The sequence below is a fragment of the Streptomyces sp. NPDC005761 genome, assembly GCF_040630635.1.
GTDB lineage: Bacteria > Actinomycetota > Actinomycetes > Streptomycetales > Streptomycetaceae > Streptomyces.
In genome coordinates this window covers 234,081-246,452 of record NZ_JBEXXX010000002.1, presented here as the reverse complement: position 1 = coordinate 246,452, position 12,372 = coordinate 234,081, and the positions used below count along the sequence as shown (strand labels likewise).

The 12,372-nt window shown below is 69.9% G+C and carries 14 protein-coding genes and 2 tRNA genes; 8 read left to right on the top strand and 8 right to left on the bottom strand.

What is annotated here, in order from left to right:
• Nucleotides 1-20 precede the first annotated feature (20 nt).
• Nucleotides 21-929, bottom strand: a complete 909-nt coding sequence (locus tag ABZ434_RS03295) for a DUF2797 domain-containing protein (RefSeq protein ID WP_359131737.1) — start codon at nt 927-929, stop codon at nt 21-23.
• Between the two features lie 136 nt (nt 930-1,065).
• Here ABZ434_RS03295 and ABZ434_RS03290 point away from each other — a divergent pair, with 136 nt between their 5' ends.
• From ABZ434_RS03290 to ABZ434_RS03280, 3 genes are all read left to right on the top strand, one after another.
• Entirely contained in the window at nt 1,066-2,463 is a 1,398-nt protein-coding gene (locus ABZ434_RS03290; protein ID WP_359131734.1) for an FAD-binding oxidoreductase, read from the top strand.
• A 69-nt stretch (nt 2,464-2,532) separates the two neighbouring features.
• Nucleotides 2,533-3,477, top strand: a complete 945-nt coding sequence (locus ABZ434_RS03285; RefSeq protein WP_359131733.1) for an RNA polymerase sigma-70 factor — start codon at nt 2,533-2,535, stop codon at nt 3,475-3,477.
• A gap of 93 nt (nt 3,478-3,570) precedes the next feature.
• The gene (locus ABZ434_RS03280; RefSeq protein ID WP_359131732.1) at nt 3,571-4,779 is read left to right on the top strand and encodes an FAD-dependent oxidoreductase; all 1,209 of its coding nucleotides are present in this window, start codon (nt 3,571-3,573) and stop codon (nt 4,777-4,779) included.
• 190 nt (nt 4,780-4,969) lie between these two features.
• Here the strand turns inward: ABZ434_RS03280 and ABZ434_RS03275 are convergent, their stop codons facing one another.
• From ABZ434_RS03275 to ABZ434_RS03265, 3 genes are all read right to left on the bottom strand, one after another.
• Nucleotides 4,970-5,239, bottom strand: coding sequence for a hypothetical protein (locus ABZ434_RS03275; protein WP_359131731.1), 270 nt, complete (start codon nt 5,237-5,239; stop codon nt 4,970-4,972).
• A gap of 70 nt (nt 5,240-5,309) precedes the next feature.
• A complete protein-coding gene (locus ABZ434_RS03270; RefSeq protein WP_359131730.1) occupies nt 5,310-6,413 on the bottom strand; it encodes a cell wall protein in 1,104 nt (367 codons plus the stop codon).
• A gap of 371 nt (nt 6,414-6,784) precedes the next feature.
• Nucleotides 6,785-7,111, bottom strand: coding sequence for a helix-turn-helix domain-containing protein (locus ABZ434_RS03265; protein ID WP_359131729.1), 327 nt, complete (start codon nt 7,109-7,111; stop codon nt 6,785-6,787).
• 164 nt (nt 7,112-7,275) lie between these two features.
• On the opposite strand from ABZ434_RS03265, the gene ABZ434_RS03260 reads away from it, so the two are divergent.
• The 4 genes from ABZ434_RS03260 (at nt 7,276) to ABZ434_RS03245 (ending at nt 10,138) form a co-directional block, all read left to right on the top strand.
• Nucleotides 7,276-7,656: a hypothetical protein gene (locus ABZ434_RS03260; RefSeq protein ID WP_359131728.1), complete on the top strand. Its 381-nt coding sequence runs from the start codon at nt 7,276-7,278 to the stop codon at nt 7,654-7,656.
• A 92-nt stretch (nt 7,657-7,748) separates the two neighbouring features.
• Nucleotides 7,749-8,468, top strand: coding sequence for a hypothetical protein (locus ABZ434_RS03255; RefSeq protein WP_359131726.1), 720 nt, complete (start codon nt 7,749-7,751; stop codon nt 8,466-8,468).
• A 23-nt stretch (nt 8,469-8,491) separates the two neighbouring features.
• Nucleotides 8,492-9,526 (top strand): VCBS repeat-containing protein, encoded by a 1,035-nt coding sequence (locus ABZ434_RS03250; RefSeq protein ID WP_359131725.1) that lies wholly within the window; start codon nt 8,492-8,494, stop codon nt 9,524-9,526.
• A gap of 174 nt (nt 9,527-9,700) precedes the next feature.
• Nucleotides 9,701-10,138: a glutaredoxin domain-containing protein gene (locus ABZ434_RS03245; RefSeq protein WP_359131724.1), complete on the top strand. Its 438-nt coding sequence runs from the start codon at nt 9,701-9,703 to the stop codon at nt 10,136-10,138.
• A gap of 28 nt (nt 10,139-10,166) precedes the next feature.
• Here the strand turns inward: ABZ434_RS03245 and ABZ434_RS03240 are convergent, their stop codons facing one another.
• Entirely contained in the window at nt 10,167-10,415 is a 249-nt protein-coding gene (locus ABZ434_RS03240) for a hypothetical protein (RefSeq protein WP_359131723.1), read from the bottom strand.
• A gap of 171 nt (nt 10,416-10,586) precedes the next feature.
• Between ABZ434_RS03240 and ABZ434_RS03235 the strand changes: the two genes are divergently transcribed.
• On the top strand, nt 10,587-11,027 hold the full coding sequence (locus tag ABZ434_RS03235) for a VOC family protein (protein WP_359131721.1): 441 nt from the start codon (nt 10,587-10,589) through the stop codon (nt 11,025-11,027).
• Nucleotides 11,028-11,111: 84 nt separating this feature from the next.
• On the opposite strand, the gene ABZ434_RS03230 is transcribed toward ABZ434_RS03235, so the two are convergent.
• The 3 genes from ABZ434_RS03230 to ABZ434_RS03220 form a co-directional block, all read right to left on the bottom strand.
• Nucleotides 11,112-11,552, bottom strand: a complete 441-nt coding sequence (locus ABZ434_RS03230; RefSeq protein ID WP_359131719.1) for a hypothetical protein — start codon at nt 11,550-11,552, stop codon at nt 11,112-11,114.
• A gap of 238 nt (nt 11,553-11,790) precedes the next feature.
• Nucleotides 11,791-11,863: transfer RNA gene (locus tag ABZ434_RS03225), tRNA-Arg, on the bottom strand.
• 241 nt (nt 11,864-12,104) lie between these two features.
• Nucleotides 12,105-12,195: transfer RNA gene (locus ABZ434_RS03220), tRNA-Ser, on the bottom strand.
• Between the last annotated feature and the right edge of the window lie 177 nt (nt 12,196-12,372).

The window sequence follows — 12,372 nt, the reverse complement described above, 5'->3', positions numbered from 1 at the left end:
TTCGATCGCTCCTGACGATCTCAGAACAGCCCGGTCTGCGACGAGCCGCCCCCGACCACCACGGTCGGCACGCTCAGCCCGGCCCCCGCACCGGCCGCCGCCAGCGCCCAGCCGGTCATCAGCCGGGTGTCCACCACGACGATCCCGTTCGCCAGGGTCTCCAGATGCAGATCCGGCCCGGCCGCCGCGACCAGCCGCCCCGCGACCGTTCCCCCGTCCACCAGCCCGGTCACCGCCCGCACCACACCGCCGGGCCCCCAGGCCCCTCCCGTCCCAGCGGGAGCGTCGATCCCGAAGATCCCCGCATGGTCGACCGCCTCGAACGGCAGCCGCTCCAGCGCCTCGGGCCAGCCGCGCCCGTCGAGCGCCGCCGCCCGCCCGTACAGATCCGCCACCTCGGCGGCCCGCTCCTCCCGCGCCGGCAGATCCCCGCGCACCGCCCGTTTGCGCGCGTACGGAATCCGGTCCGGCACCCCGAGTGCGGCCCGCAGCACCTCCTCGGCCCGCCGCGCCGCCATCAGCGGCCCCCGCCCCAGCCAGCTGAAGACCACCGCCCCCTGCTCCCGCAGCCGGGCCGCACCCCGCTCCTCTGCGGTGATCCCGACCTTCACCATCCCGGCCCCGAACCACGCCAGGTACACGCGGTAGGTACGTGGATCGTCCGGAATCGTGTCGGCGGCCACCGAATGAGCCCGGTCGAGCCGCCCGCACTCCGCGCACCGCGCGCCGGTGCTGCGCTCCGGAACCGGGGCCGCCACCGGGCAGGCGTTGCCCCGCGCACCGACGCAGATCCGCTCCCCGGCAGCCCGGAACCCGAGCCCGGTCCCGTACGCCAGTGCGCTCGCCCGTGCCTGCGGCCCCTTCCGCCACCCGAGCACAGGGCCGCCCCGCTCGTCGGGCCAGCGAAGACCGGTGCACTGCCACCCCATGCGCGAACTCCCTGACTGCGGACGTGGATACGGGCGGATACGAACCCGCCATGTTCCCATATCTGGCCCACCGTTGTGATCTGCGTCACACTGGGATATGGCGGGTCGATCCCAGGATCTTCAGAGGTGTTCCACCATGACCAGCATCGACGGCACTGCTCTCGACAGCCTGCGCACGACGTTGCGGGGGGCTGTTGTCGCGCCGGGGGACGCGGACTACGACGAGAGCCGCAGCCTGTACAACGCCATGATCGACCGGCGCCCCGCGGCCGTCGCCCGGTGCACGGACGTGGCGGACGTACGGGCCACCCTCGCCTTCGCACAGGACGCGGGGCTCGAGCTGGCCGTGCGCGGAGGCGGCCACAGCGGGCCGGGCCTGTGCCTGGTCGAGGGCGGCCTGACCCTCGACCTGTCCCCGATGCGCGGGGTCCGCGTCGACCCCGAGGCGCGTACGGCGCAGGTGGGAGGGGGCGGCCAGCTCGGCGATCTGGACCACGCCACCCACAGCTTCGGCCTCGGCGTCCCGGCCGGGATCATGTCGACCACGGGCGTGGGCGGCCTCACACTGGGCGGCGGGCACGGCTACCTGACCCGTGCGTACGGCCTCACGATCGACAGCCTGCTCTCCGCGGACGTCGTCCTGGCCGACGGCACCTTCGTCACCGCGTCCGCGACGGACCACCCCGACCTGTACTGGGCCCTGCGGGGCGGTGGCGGCAACTTCGGCGTGGTCACCTCGTTCACCTACGGACTGCACCCGGTGGACACGGTCGGCGTCGCGGTCACCGTGTGGCCGGTCGACCGCACGGCCGAGGTACTGCGCTGGTACCGCGACTTCCTGCCCGCCGCTCCGGACGACCTGTACGGCTTCTTCGCCCTCCTGAGCGTGCCGCCCGCGCCCCCGTTCCCGGAGGAGATCCACGGGCAGAAGATGTGCGGTGTCGTCTGGTGCTACACGGGCGACCTGGCGGAAGGCCGCCTGGAGGAAACGCTCTCGGTGGTCAACGACCCGGCACCCCCGGCCTTCCACTTCACCAGCCCCATGCCGTACCCCGCCCTCCAGTCCATGTTCGACGGCCTGCTCCCCAAGGGGCTGCAGTGGTACTGGCGCGGCGACTTCTTCGACGCCATCTCCGACAAGGCGATCGAGGTGCACGCGAAGTACGGCCGCAACCTCCCCACCGGCCTGTCGACGATGCACCTGTACCCGGTGGACGGAGCCGCCCACCGGGTGGGCCCCACCGAAACACCCTGGGCCTACCGGGACGCCACGTGGTCCGGCGTCATCGCGGGCATCGACCCCGACCCCGCCAACGCCGGACCGATCCGACAGTGGTGCGTCGACTACTGGACCGAACTGCACCCCCACTCCATGGGCGGCGCGTACATCAACTTCCTCGGGGAGGCCGAGGAACCGGACCGCGTCCGGTCGACCTACCGCGGCACGTACGACCGCCTGGCCGCGGTCAAGCACACCTACGACCCGGACAACTTCTTCCACGCCAACCAGAACATCAGCCCGACCGCCGCGTGAAGACCCCCGGCGGGCCGCATGCCGCATCACTCCGGCCGCGCGCGCACCGAGCGCGTTAGGATCCGGGCCATGCGCCTGACCGTCGATGACGTGGAACGGTTCGAGGCCTCCAGGCCGCGCCTGGAGGCCATCGCCTACCGCCTCCTGGGCTCCGCGAGCGAGGCCGAGGACGCCGTACAGGACACGTTCCTGCGCTGGCAGGCCGCCGACGTGCACCGGATCGAGGTCCCCGAGGCCTGGCTGACGAAGGTCCTCACCAACCTGTGCCTCAACCAGCTCACCTCGGCCCGCGCCCGGCGCGAGACGTACGTGGGCCAATGGCTCCCGGAACCGCTGCTCGCCGGAGACCCGATGCTCGGCCCCGCCGACACCGTCGAACAGCGCGACTCGGTCTCGTACGCGGTCCTCGCCCTCATGGAGCGCCTCTCCCCCAACGAGCGGGCGGTGTACGTCCTGCGGGAGGCCTTCGGCTACCCGCACCGGGAGATCGCCGAGATCCTGGACCTCACCGAGGCCGCCGCCCAGCAGATCTTCCACCGGGCCAAGAAGCACATCGCGCACGGCACGGCCCGCACCGAGATCGACGAGGCGGCAGCCCGTCGGATCGTCGAGGAGTTCCTCGCGGCCGCCACCACCGGCCGGACCGAGCCGCTCGTACGGCTGCTGACCGAGGACGCCGTCGCGATCGGCGACGGCGGTGGCAAGGTCCCGGCCCGCGCCAAGGCGTTCGAGGGGGCGCTCGCCGTCGCGAAGTTCATGCGCGGTCTGTTCAAGCCCGGCAAGGCCCAGCGCGCCCTCGCAGGCGGCACGGTCGAGATCTACGTCACGAGCGCCAACGGCACCTCCGCCGTCCTGGCGGTCGTCGACGGGCGGGTCATCGGCGTCATCTGTCCGGAGATCACAGCGGAGGGCATCGCCGCGTTCCGTAGCCAGGTCAACCCCGACAAACTCGAACGCGCGACACGGCGCTGGGCGGCCTCCGACCATGGGGAACCGCTGTTCAGCGCCTTCTGAACCCCGTGTGACGCGGGTCACACCCTTCACCTGTCAGGAAACAGCGGGCTGCCCGGTTCAAGAGGCGAACCCGCGCGAGACAGGAGCAGGGAAATGCAGCAGCAGCACCGCATCATCGTCCTCGGAGCCGGATACTCGGGAGCCATCGCCGCCGGCCGCCTTGCCAAGCGGCTGCGTCGCGAAGACGTCGCCATCACCCTCGTCAACGCCGAACCCGACTTCGTCGAGCGCGTCCGGATGCACCAGTTGGCGGTCGGCCAGGAGCTGGAGCCCAGGCCGTTCAGCGAGATGTTCGCGGGCACCGGAGTCGAGCTGAGGTACGCGAAGGTGACCGGCATCGACGCGGACCGGGAGCAGGTCACCGTCGTGGACGCGAACGGTGCCGAGGAACTCGCGTACGACACCCTCGTGTACGCCCTCGGCAGCGGCTGGAACAGCCAGGGCGTCCCCGGTACCGCCGAGCACGCCCACGAGATCGCCGGCCGGCCCGGCGCACTCCGCCTGCGCGAACGCCTCGCCGGTCTCGACGCCGGTCAGCAGGTCCTCGTCATCGGCGGCGGCCTCACCGGCGTGGAGGCCGCGACCGAGTTCGCCGAGGCCCGCCCGGACCTCGACATCGCCCTCGCCGTCCGGAGCGGCCTCGGCGACACCCTCTCCCCCAAGGGCCGCGAGCACCTGCGGAAGGTGTTCGGCAAGCTCGGCATCACGGTCCACGAGCACACCGCGGTCACCGAGGTGACGGCCGACCACGTCACGACCGAGGACGGCACCGCCATCCCCGCCTCCGTCACCGTCTGGACCGCCGGCTTCGCGGTCCACCCGATCGCCGAGGCGACCACGCTGGAAGTCTCCGACAACGGCCAGATCGTGGTCGACGCCACCATGCGCTCGCTCTCGCACCCGAACGTGTACGCCATCGGCGACGCGGCCCTGGTGGCGGGCCTGGGCGACAAGCCGCTACGGATGTCGTGCGCCTCCGGCGTCCCCACCGCATGGCAGGCCGCCGACGCCATCGCGGCCCGCCTGACCGGCACGAAGCTGCCGAAGACCCCGCTCCGCTACTTCAACCAGTGCATCTCGCTGGGCCGCAGGGAAGGGCTCATCCAGTACGTCACCGCCGACGACCGTGCCGTGAGCGCGGCCCTTACCGGCCGCTTCGCCGCCATCTACAAGGAGTTGGTCTGCAAGGGCGCGGCGTGGGGAGTCGCGCACCCGACCCTCGGCGTCCCGGCCAGGCGCCGGCCGGTCGTCCGGACCGAGCAGCAGCGCCAGGCTGCCGCGGTCGCCAACGCCGAGGCCTGACAGGCGCAAAGACCGGCCGGAGACGGCCGGGCACAGCGGCTCACCGCTTCTGTGCCCGGCCGTTCCTGAGCCGACCGGTGCCCCTCCGTCCACACCGTCGTCGGCCCAGGCCGCGCGCCACCGCCGGGCACGCCCCTGCGGGCAGACCGCACCGGCCGGTCCCACTGCCGGGAACGTCTGTCCGGCGCGGTCATTCACGCCAGGTGGCGACCAGGCGCGCTGCCAGAGCCAGCACCAGCGCCGCCGCAAGGAGGTACATGCCCAGACGCTCCTCGGGCAGGAGCGGCGACCACAGCCGCCAGGCCGACGGCTTGGAGCCCTCGAAGTCCGTGGATCGGTACAGGGTCAGCGTGGGCCCCGCGCCGGTCCGGCTGCGCAGCCACAACAGAACGCCTATGACGGCGCAGGTCGCGCCTGCCGCGTTCAAGGCCGTGGCGCTGCGCGGGGTTTGTCTCTTCATGAGTTCTTCCTCGTCTCCGTCGGTGTGGTGTGGTGTGAGGATCCTCTCGCGGTCCCACCGGTCCCACCGGTCACACGAGGTCACGGTCACGACGAGGGCCGGTCCGCCCCCTGCGGGCCCCGGTGAACTCGTGCAGCACCACCTCGTCGACGAGCCGGTTCGTGTACAGCCGGCGCGTGTCCCGCTCACCGAGGTGCTCCAGGGCCGCGAGCACCAGCCCGGGGTCCCTAGCAGCCGCCGAGCGCAACCGGACGACCTCGCCACGGGACAGCCCTTCGATGCCGCGCGAGGGGTCGTCGGCACCCACCAGGGCCCAAGGCTCCCGCGTATCGGCCACGGCGCGGTGGAACTTCTCGGGCGGGTCCGTACGCCCATGAGCCACCGGTTCCTCCCGGTCCCGCCGCAGAGCGGCGGTGATCCAGGCCGCCGGGCGGGCCGGGCGCCATCCGGCGGACAGGCCGCAGAGCTCACCCGCGACGGCGCGTGCGTCGAGGCCCCGGTCGATGAGCGGGCGCAGCGCGTACGCGAGGCGGCGCAGGCCCTCGCGCTGGGTCCAGTCGACGAGCGGCCGCACCTGCCGGGCGATCGCGATGTCCCGGGCGACCTGGAGCGGGGACCGACGCGCCGCACGGCCGGGGGTCGCGCGCCTGCGCGGGGTGTAGTTCACCTTCCCACTCACATCAGCCTTGCGTACGTCGTGGTGGGGCCCGGAAGAATGGGGCGCACGCACGCCTGAACTGCGGTTCTCCACAGGCGGGTTGCCCACGGCCCCCGCGCCCGCCCGCACGGCCTCGACCGCACGGTCCCGGCCCGCGTCCGTCACCCCGCACACGCGCGCCCCGTAGCCGGAACCCTCGAGGCGGTGGCCCATCGCCGCGTCGTACACCGCCGGGACCGTCGCCGCGTAGACCGTCGCCGTGCCCGCGTACCGGCGGCCGGGCAGACGCAGGTTCCGCTTCGTCCCGTGCCGCCGCCACACCAGCGCGCCCAGCTCCCGTAACACCCGGACGTGCCGCTTCACCGTCGCCACCGACACCCCGCAGCGGGCAGCCGTGCCCTCCAGGTCGTACAGGACGAACCCGAGCCGGTAGTCCATCCGCCCGGCCAGATCCCGCGCGACGGCCAGCGTCGTCGCCCCCGCCCGCCGGTGCAGCCCCGCCTCGACGAGCCACACGACGGCCCGGAGCCACGCACGCGGCCGGGCGCGCCTGGAGGACGTCGTGCCGAGCTCCTGAAGGAGGCGGGGAACGGGGGTCCATGCCGGATCCGGGCATGACGGAGAAGCGCAGCACGAAGCCGCGCCGGTGGGAGGGCGCATCACATTCCGTGGGGTGAGGGGCGGCCGTCGGGCCGCTGGAAGCAAACGGGAATCACAGGGGGGCGGAGCGGTCTCGGACGGCTCACGGGCGCGGGAGTGGTCACCACACCGGCACCGGCCCTACGATCGAGCGCGAATCCTTCTGTTCAGGGTGGATTTCGGATCGGCGGAGTGATCATCCGCTGGTCACCACGGCCGGGCGGTCTCTACACCGCTCGGCCGTTCTGCTATTCGGCCGAGGTCTCGGGGTTCTTCTTGGGTCGGTTCTTCCCTGATCCGGAATAGCCCCGCTCGATGTCCTGCACGGTTCCGATCGAAACCCCCAGGCTCTCGGCGATCGCCCGGTACGTCACCTTCTGCGACCGCAGACGCAGCACGATCCTCCGGCGATGTTCCTTCAACCTCTTGGTGCGCTCGGTCTGGTCTCTGAGCAGGCGGCTGATGATCTGCGCCTTCTCTAGCGAGTCCTCCATCGACTCGACGGCGTCCAGGCCATCGAAGACACGCTGCACCTCCTCCCTTTCGACCGGCCCTTCGCTCTCTGTCTCGGCCATCCCGTTCCTTCGGATCGGGCGTGCCGCTTGACTTGCATTATGGGGGTCCCATAAATTTGCCGTCAAGTGGCGACGCCACCAGCAACAGAAAGGCCCCGGACCGGAGTTCGTACCTCCATATGGCCGGGGCCAGTCAGAACCCTGAGATCACCAGGAGACCGACCATGCGCCATCCTTCCACCCCGGACCCGCCGCCCGACAGGCGGCTCGTCACCCTGCCGCCGATCTCCGAGCTGTCCGCCCAGCAGCAGCGGGGCGTGCACTGCGTCTTCTGCGGCACCAGCCTGCATACCGGAGCGGTCCGCGACCTCGGTCCTCGACTGACCGAGGCGCACGGATCACAGGTCCGCTGGTTTCCGCGCAGCTGCCGCTCCTGCGCGAACGATCAGGTCGCTCCCCTGACGTGCGACCGCTGCGAGGAGCCGATCGCCGCCGGAGACGAGGAACGCGTGACGATCCACGGAGCATCGGGGGCGGGCGGCACCCTCACCGTGCACGCGGCGTACTGCCCTCCACCCCTGCCCCACCCGCACGACAGAACGTGAAGGTCTTGTGCCCAACGATCACGCGGAGGAGACTCACGCGGGGGCGATCAAGAGGTATGCCACGCCCCCGGAGATTTCTCCTTCTTCCTCTCATGGAGACCTTTTTGTCCATCCGCCACAGTCGCGTGGTGTCCCTTTGTGCGGCGGCCATCACCCTCACCGGCGGGCTGGTCGCAGCCGGACCAACTGCCACCGCCGCCGCCGGACCGCATTATTTTGAGGGCGACGTTGTCAGTCCTCCGAATTCCACCTGGTATGCGAACGCGTGGAACGTAGGCGATGACGTCGACGGGGATCTCATTTACGCCTTCTCCACCAAACCGTTGACCAGTACTGACGGCGATGGGGCCGGCCTCCCTGCGGGCGTCACCCGAATCACCGGCGACGTGGTTGATATACGTAACAAGTGTGTCGAACTTGGCGGGTTCACTGCGGTCTATCGCTGCCCGGCTACGCCCTCCTACCCGCCGGTTGGCATCGCATTCCGTGTCGCACCCGACGCACCGGACTCGACTGCGTACTTCGGATATGCATTTGTACCGAGCGGTGGTGATCTGACCGAAGGCATCAAGACCGCACAGACGGCAGGCGGACTGACCAGCATCACCTCGGGGATGGGCAGCCTGACCGTCAAAACACCCGCCCACGCAGCTGTGAACAAGGTGGAGTTCGAGACGCCTACCCTGGCTGCGGGGGGGGCTCGGCCCGCCACAGGCTGCGCCTCCAGGTGGCTGATGAAGGCCAGCTCCGAGTCGGCATCGATTCGGCCGATGGACAACCTTCACGAGACCTCACCAGCAAGGTCAAGCTGAGCAATCTCGCTACCAGCGCGGGCGTGGACTGCGGCGCCGGCCTCGGCACCATCGGTGGCGGCGCACTGCTCTGCCACGTGAGCCCTGGTGAGCAGACCATCGACTACACAGTGACAGCAGCGTCCGGCCTCGACGCCTGGCGCTTCGAGATGAATACGCGCTACAACATCTACACCGATGAGTGGCCGCCTCTATGGGATGAGTTCTCCACTCAGGGTGCTTTCGCCATGAGCGGAGAACTCCCGCGGCTCAACCACCGGCTGTTGGCACGCGACAACACCGGGAAGCTCCGGAACTACCAGGGCTCCGGAAGGGCTTCGGTGCCCTTCTACGGCAGGGGCACCGTCGGTTCCGGTTGGAATACCTACAACGCGCTGACCAAACTCTCCCCGGTCACCGAAGATCTCCGCTACGACCGTGGCGGCACCGCTTCCGCAGCTGAGCTCCGAGGCCGCGGAGACGTCGTCGGCCGCGACAGCACCGGTCATCTCTGGTACTACCACCGCACGTTCACCTCGTCGCAGTTCTCGCACCGCACACCGGTCGGGGCCGGCTGGCAGGTCTACAACGTGATCACCGGGGGTGGCGACCTCAACGGTGACCAGAACACCGACCTCCTGGCCAAGGACGCGGCCGGCGTCCTCTGGCTCTACAAGGGCACGGGCAACGCCTCAGCTCCCTTCACCGCCCGCACCAGGATCGGCGGCGGCTGGAACACCTACAGCCAACTCGCGGGATCCGCTGATCTGACGAACGACGGCAAGCCCGATGTGCTGGCAAGAGACAGGGCCGGCGCACTCTGGCTGTACAAGGGCACGGGCAACGCCTCAGCTCCCTTCACCGCCCGCACCCGCATCGGCGGCGGCTGGAACACGTACAACGCCGTCTCCGTCGTCGGGGACCTGACCCAGGATCGGAAGACCGATCTCGTCGCACGCGACGCGGCCGGCGTCCTGTGGCTGTACAAGGCACCGACAACGCCTCAACCCCCTTCACCGCCCGCACCAGGATCGGCGGCGGCTGGAACACGTACAACGCCATCCTCTGACCCGTCCTGATCAGCACGGCGGGAGTTGGGAGTGAAGTAGACGTGACGGATGCGGCCGAGGCGACCTCGGCGGCGTGCGCACGCGCGCACATCGCTCCCAACTCCGGGTTCCGGCTTGCGTCGAGCGCCCTCGTGAGCGGGCTGGTTCGAGATGTGGTCCGGCTCGCCGATAGCCTGCGCCCTCATGATGCGCACTTGGACCCTGTCGGCACTGTTCGCCCTCTGCGGCTTGTTCGTCGCGACCGGATTGGTCCTCAGCGGAAGCCCCGGTGAAGGTGCGGCACTCCTGCTGATGTTCGTGCTGCTCGCGGTCATGCACTCGCCCCTGGTCTTCCCGATGTCCCTCAGTGCGCCGGAGGCCCAACGCCGTGGCGCGGTCGACGGCCGGCCGATCGTCTACTGGCGTCCGGGCTGCACATACTGCCTTCGCCTGCGCTTCCGGTTGGGCCGTCGCTCCCGCCAACTGCATTGGGTCAACATCTGGCAGGACCCGGATGGAGCGGCAGCGGTGAGGGCAGCCAACGAGGGCAACGAAACCGTGCCGACCGTCGTCGTGACCGGCCGGTCCCACACCAACCCCGATCCTTCATGGGTGCGCGAACAACTCCCCTCCTCGCTCTGATCGGAGAGGTCCGCCCCATGTGCCGGACTCAGGGGGCAGGGCTGCCGGCGACGACCGCCGGCTCCGCGGCGCCCTCGGGAGTCAGACGGTAGAACCCGTGAAGGCTGACCGCGCTCTCGAGCCGCCCGTCCACCACGTACTTGAGAGCGCGGGTCCGACCTCGGCGGTTGCGCCAGGTAGGGCGCGCAAGCAGTTCACCGGGGATGGCCGCGTCGAAGCGTACGGGCGTCGCGTCCACGTGCACCGCCTCGGCTCCGCAGCCTTCGGCGCCGAGCATCGACGTGTGTCCATCCGGACGAACCTCGTCCCAGGAGCGACCCGGACTATTCGGAGTCCGGCGATCCGGGGATGTCGAGAACGTGCCACCGGCTCCGTCCCAGGAGCGTCAGGGGCCGCCACCGGCCGTACAGAGATCCACCGGCCGTACAGCGAAGAAGGAGAAGCCAGCATGGCGATTCAGCGGATGGACAATGTCGGCATCGTCGTCGAGGACCTGGACGCCGCCGTCGCGTACTTCGTGGAGCTCGGTATGGAACTGGAGGGCAGGGCGACGGTCGAGGGCCTCGTCGCCGACCAGTGCACCGGACTCGACGGCGTCCGCTGCGACATCGCGATGGTCCGGACCCCGGACGGTCACAGCCGGCTCGAGCTGGCGAAGTATCGGACCCCCAAGGCCACCAGCGAAGGGCCACGCAATCGGCCGCACAACATCCTCGGCACGCACCGCGTCATGTTCGCCGTCGACGACATCGAGGACACCGTCGCCCGCCTGCGCCCTCACGGCGCCGAACTCCTCGGCGAGATCGCCCGGTTCGAGGACAGCTATCTGCTCTGCTACGTCCGTGGTCCGGAGGGCATCATCGTCGGACTGGCCGAGCAACTGAGCTGAGGCTGCCAGGAAGCGATGGGCCCTCCGGATTTCGCCTGAGGGCCCCTGGGCTGCCGCCCGGCCTGCCCCCACGGCCCGTCGACGTCAGGATGCGGGACAGAGCGTCTTGCGCAGCCCGATGTTGAGGTGGTTGCCGTCGTCATCGGTCAGCGTGATGCCGTCGTAGGAGAACCGCTGCGCGGCCGTGTGGTCCGTGTTCGTGGCACCGCCGTCGAGGGCCGCGCACTGGTTGCGAGCCGCGTCGATGGCCTTGTCCTCGTCTTGGGTGAGCTTGCTGTTGACGTCCATGACGGCCGCAAGGACGGCGTCCCGCTCGGCGCCGGTGGGCTCGGGCGGAAGGCCGGTGTCCTTGGCGGCGCCACTGTCGTCCGCGCCGGTGTCACTGTCGTCCGCACTGCTCGAAGCCTCGGGCGCGCTGCTCCTGGTGGTGTCGTCCTTGCTGTCGCTGTCGTTGTCGCTGCTGCAACCGACGACGGTGAAGGCGAGTACGGCGGCGATGGCCGCGGTGATGGTACGGATGCGCATGGTCCCCCCTGGCGTGATGCGAGTAGGCACATGGTGAGGGCGGGATGGCGCCGGGGGCGTGGCGGTGACGGAGTCATGACATTCTGCAGACGCGTTTGGAACGATTCCCCTGTGCGTGGTGGTCGCTGTTGCTGGACCGAAGGTCAGCCACGAAGGCAGGAGGCGGGACCGCCTCCACTGCCGTCAGGACATAAGCGAGAGGCCCTCAGGATTTCTCCTGAGGGCCTCTGACCTGCTGTGCACTCGGCAGGATTCGAACCTGCAACCTTCTGATCCGTAGTCAGATGCTCTATCCGTTAAGCTACGAGTGCTTGTGCTTCCCGGGCTTTTTTCTGCCCCGTCGGCGTTGCGAGAACAACATTACATGACCTGCGCCGTGACGCGAAATCCATTGGCCGCACCGCTGCTGAGCTGCGAGATCACCGGTTCGGGGCACCCTCGATCGGCTCAGCCCAGGCTTCCCTCCCGCTCCCTTCCGGACCGGCCCAGGTAGCCCCGGACCCCGGGAACGACCGAAGCCCCGGCCAGTGGCACGGGGCTTCGGTGTTCAAGCGGAGGCGGAGGGATTTGAACCCTCGATGGGCTTTAAGACCCAAACCGCATTAGCAGTGCGGCGCCATAGACCGGACTAGGCGACGCCTCCAGCACACCCCGCGCAAGCGCGGGTGGTGCGTGCAGATGATGACACAGCTGAGCGTTGCGTCACCAATCGATGCCTACGGTACTAGGCAGTCGGCCGCGAGAGCAAAGCGCCTCCGGTTGCGCAACGCCGTGGCGTGCGGAGCGTTAGTCATGGCGGGGCGCCCGCCCTTCGCCTTCC

Coding starts and splice junctions, on each gene's coding strand:
- ABZ434_RS03295 (WP_359131737.1), bottom strand. CDS start 929: ATGGGGTGGCAGTGCACCGGTCTTCGCTGGCCCGACGAGCGGGGCGGC.
- ABZ434_RS03290 (WP_359131734.1), top strand. CDS start 1,066: ATGACCAGCATCGACGGCACTGCTCTCGACAGCCTGCGCACGACGTTG.
- ABZ434_RS03285 (WP_359131733.1), top strand. CDS start 2,533: ATGCGCCTGACCGTCGATGACGTGGAACGGTTCGAGGCCTCCAGGCCG.
- ABZ434_RS03280 (WP_359131732.1), top strand. CDS start 3,571: ATGCAGCAGCAGCACCGCATCATCGTCCTCGGAGCCGGATACTCGGGA.
- ABZ434_RS03275 (WP_359131731.1), bottom strand. CDS start 5,239: ATGAAGAGACAAACCCCGCGCAGCGCCACGGCCTTGAACGCGGCAGGC.
- ABZ434_RS03265 (WP_359131729.1), bottom strand. CDS start 7,111: ATGGCCGAGACAGAGAGCGAAGGGCCGGTCGAAAGGGAGGAGGTGCAG.
- ABZ434_RS03260 (WP_359131728.1), top strand. CDS start 7,276: ATGCGCCATCCTTCCACCCCGGACCCGCCGCCCGACAGGCGGCTCGTC.
- ABZ434_RS03255 (WP_359131726.1), top strand. CDS start 7,749: ATGGAGACCTTTTTGTCCATCCGCCACAGTCGCGTGGTGTCCCTTTGT.
- ABZ434_RS03245 (WP_359131724.1), top strand. CDS start 9,701: ATGATGCGCACTTGGACCCTGTCGGCACTGTTCGCCCTCTGCGGCTTG.
- ABZ434_RS03240 (WP_359131723.1), bottom strand. CDS start 10,415: ATGCTCGGCGCCGAAGGCTGCGGAGCCGAGGCGGTGCACGTGGACGCG.
- ABZ434_RS03235 (WP_359131721.1), top strand. CDS start 10,587: ATGGCGATTCAGCGGATGGACAATGTCGGCATCGTCGTCGAGGACCTG.
- ABZ434_RS03230 (WP_359131719.1), bottom strand. CDS start 11,552: ATGCGCATCCGTACCATCACCGCGGCCATCGCCGCCGTACTCGCCTTC.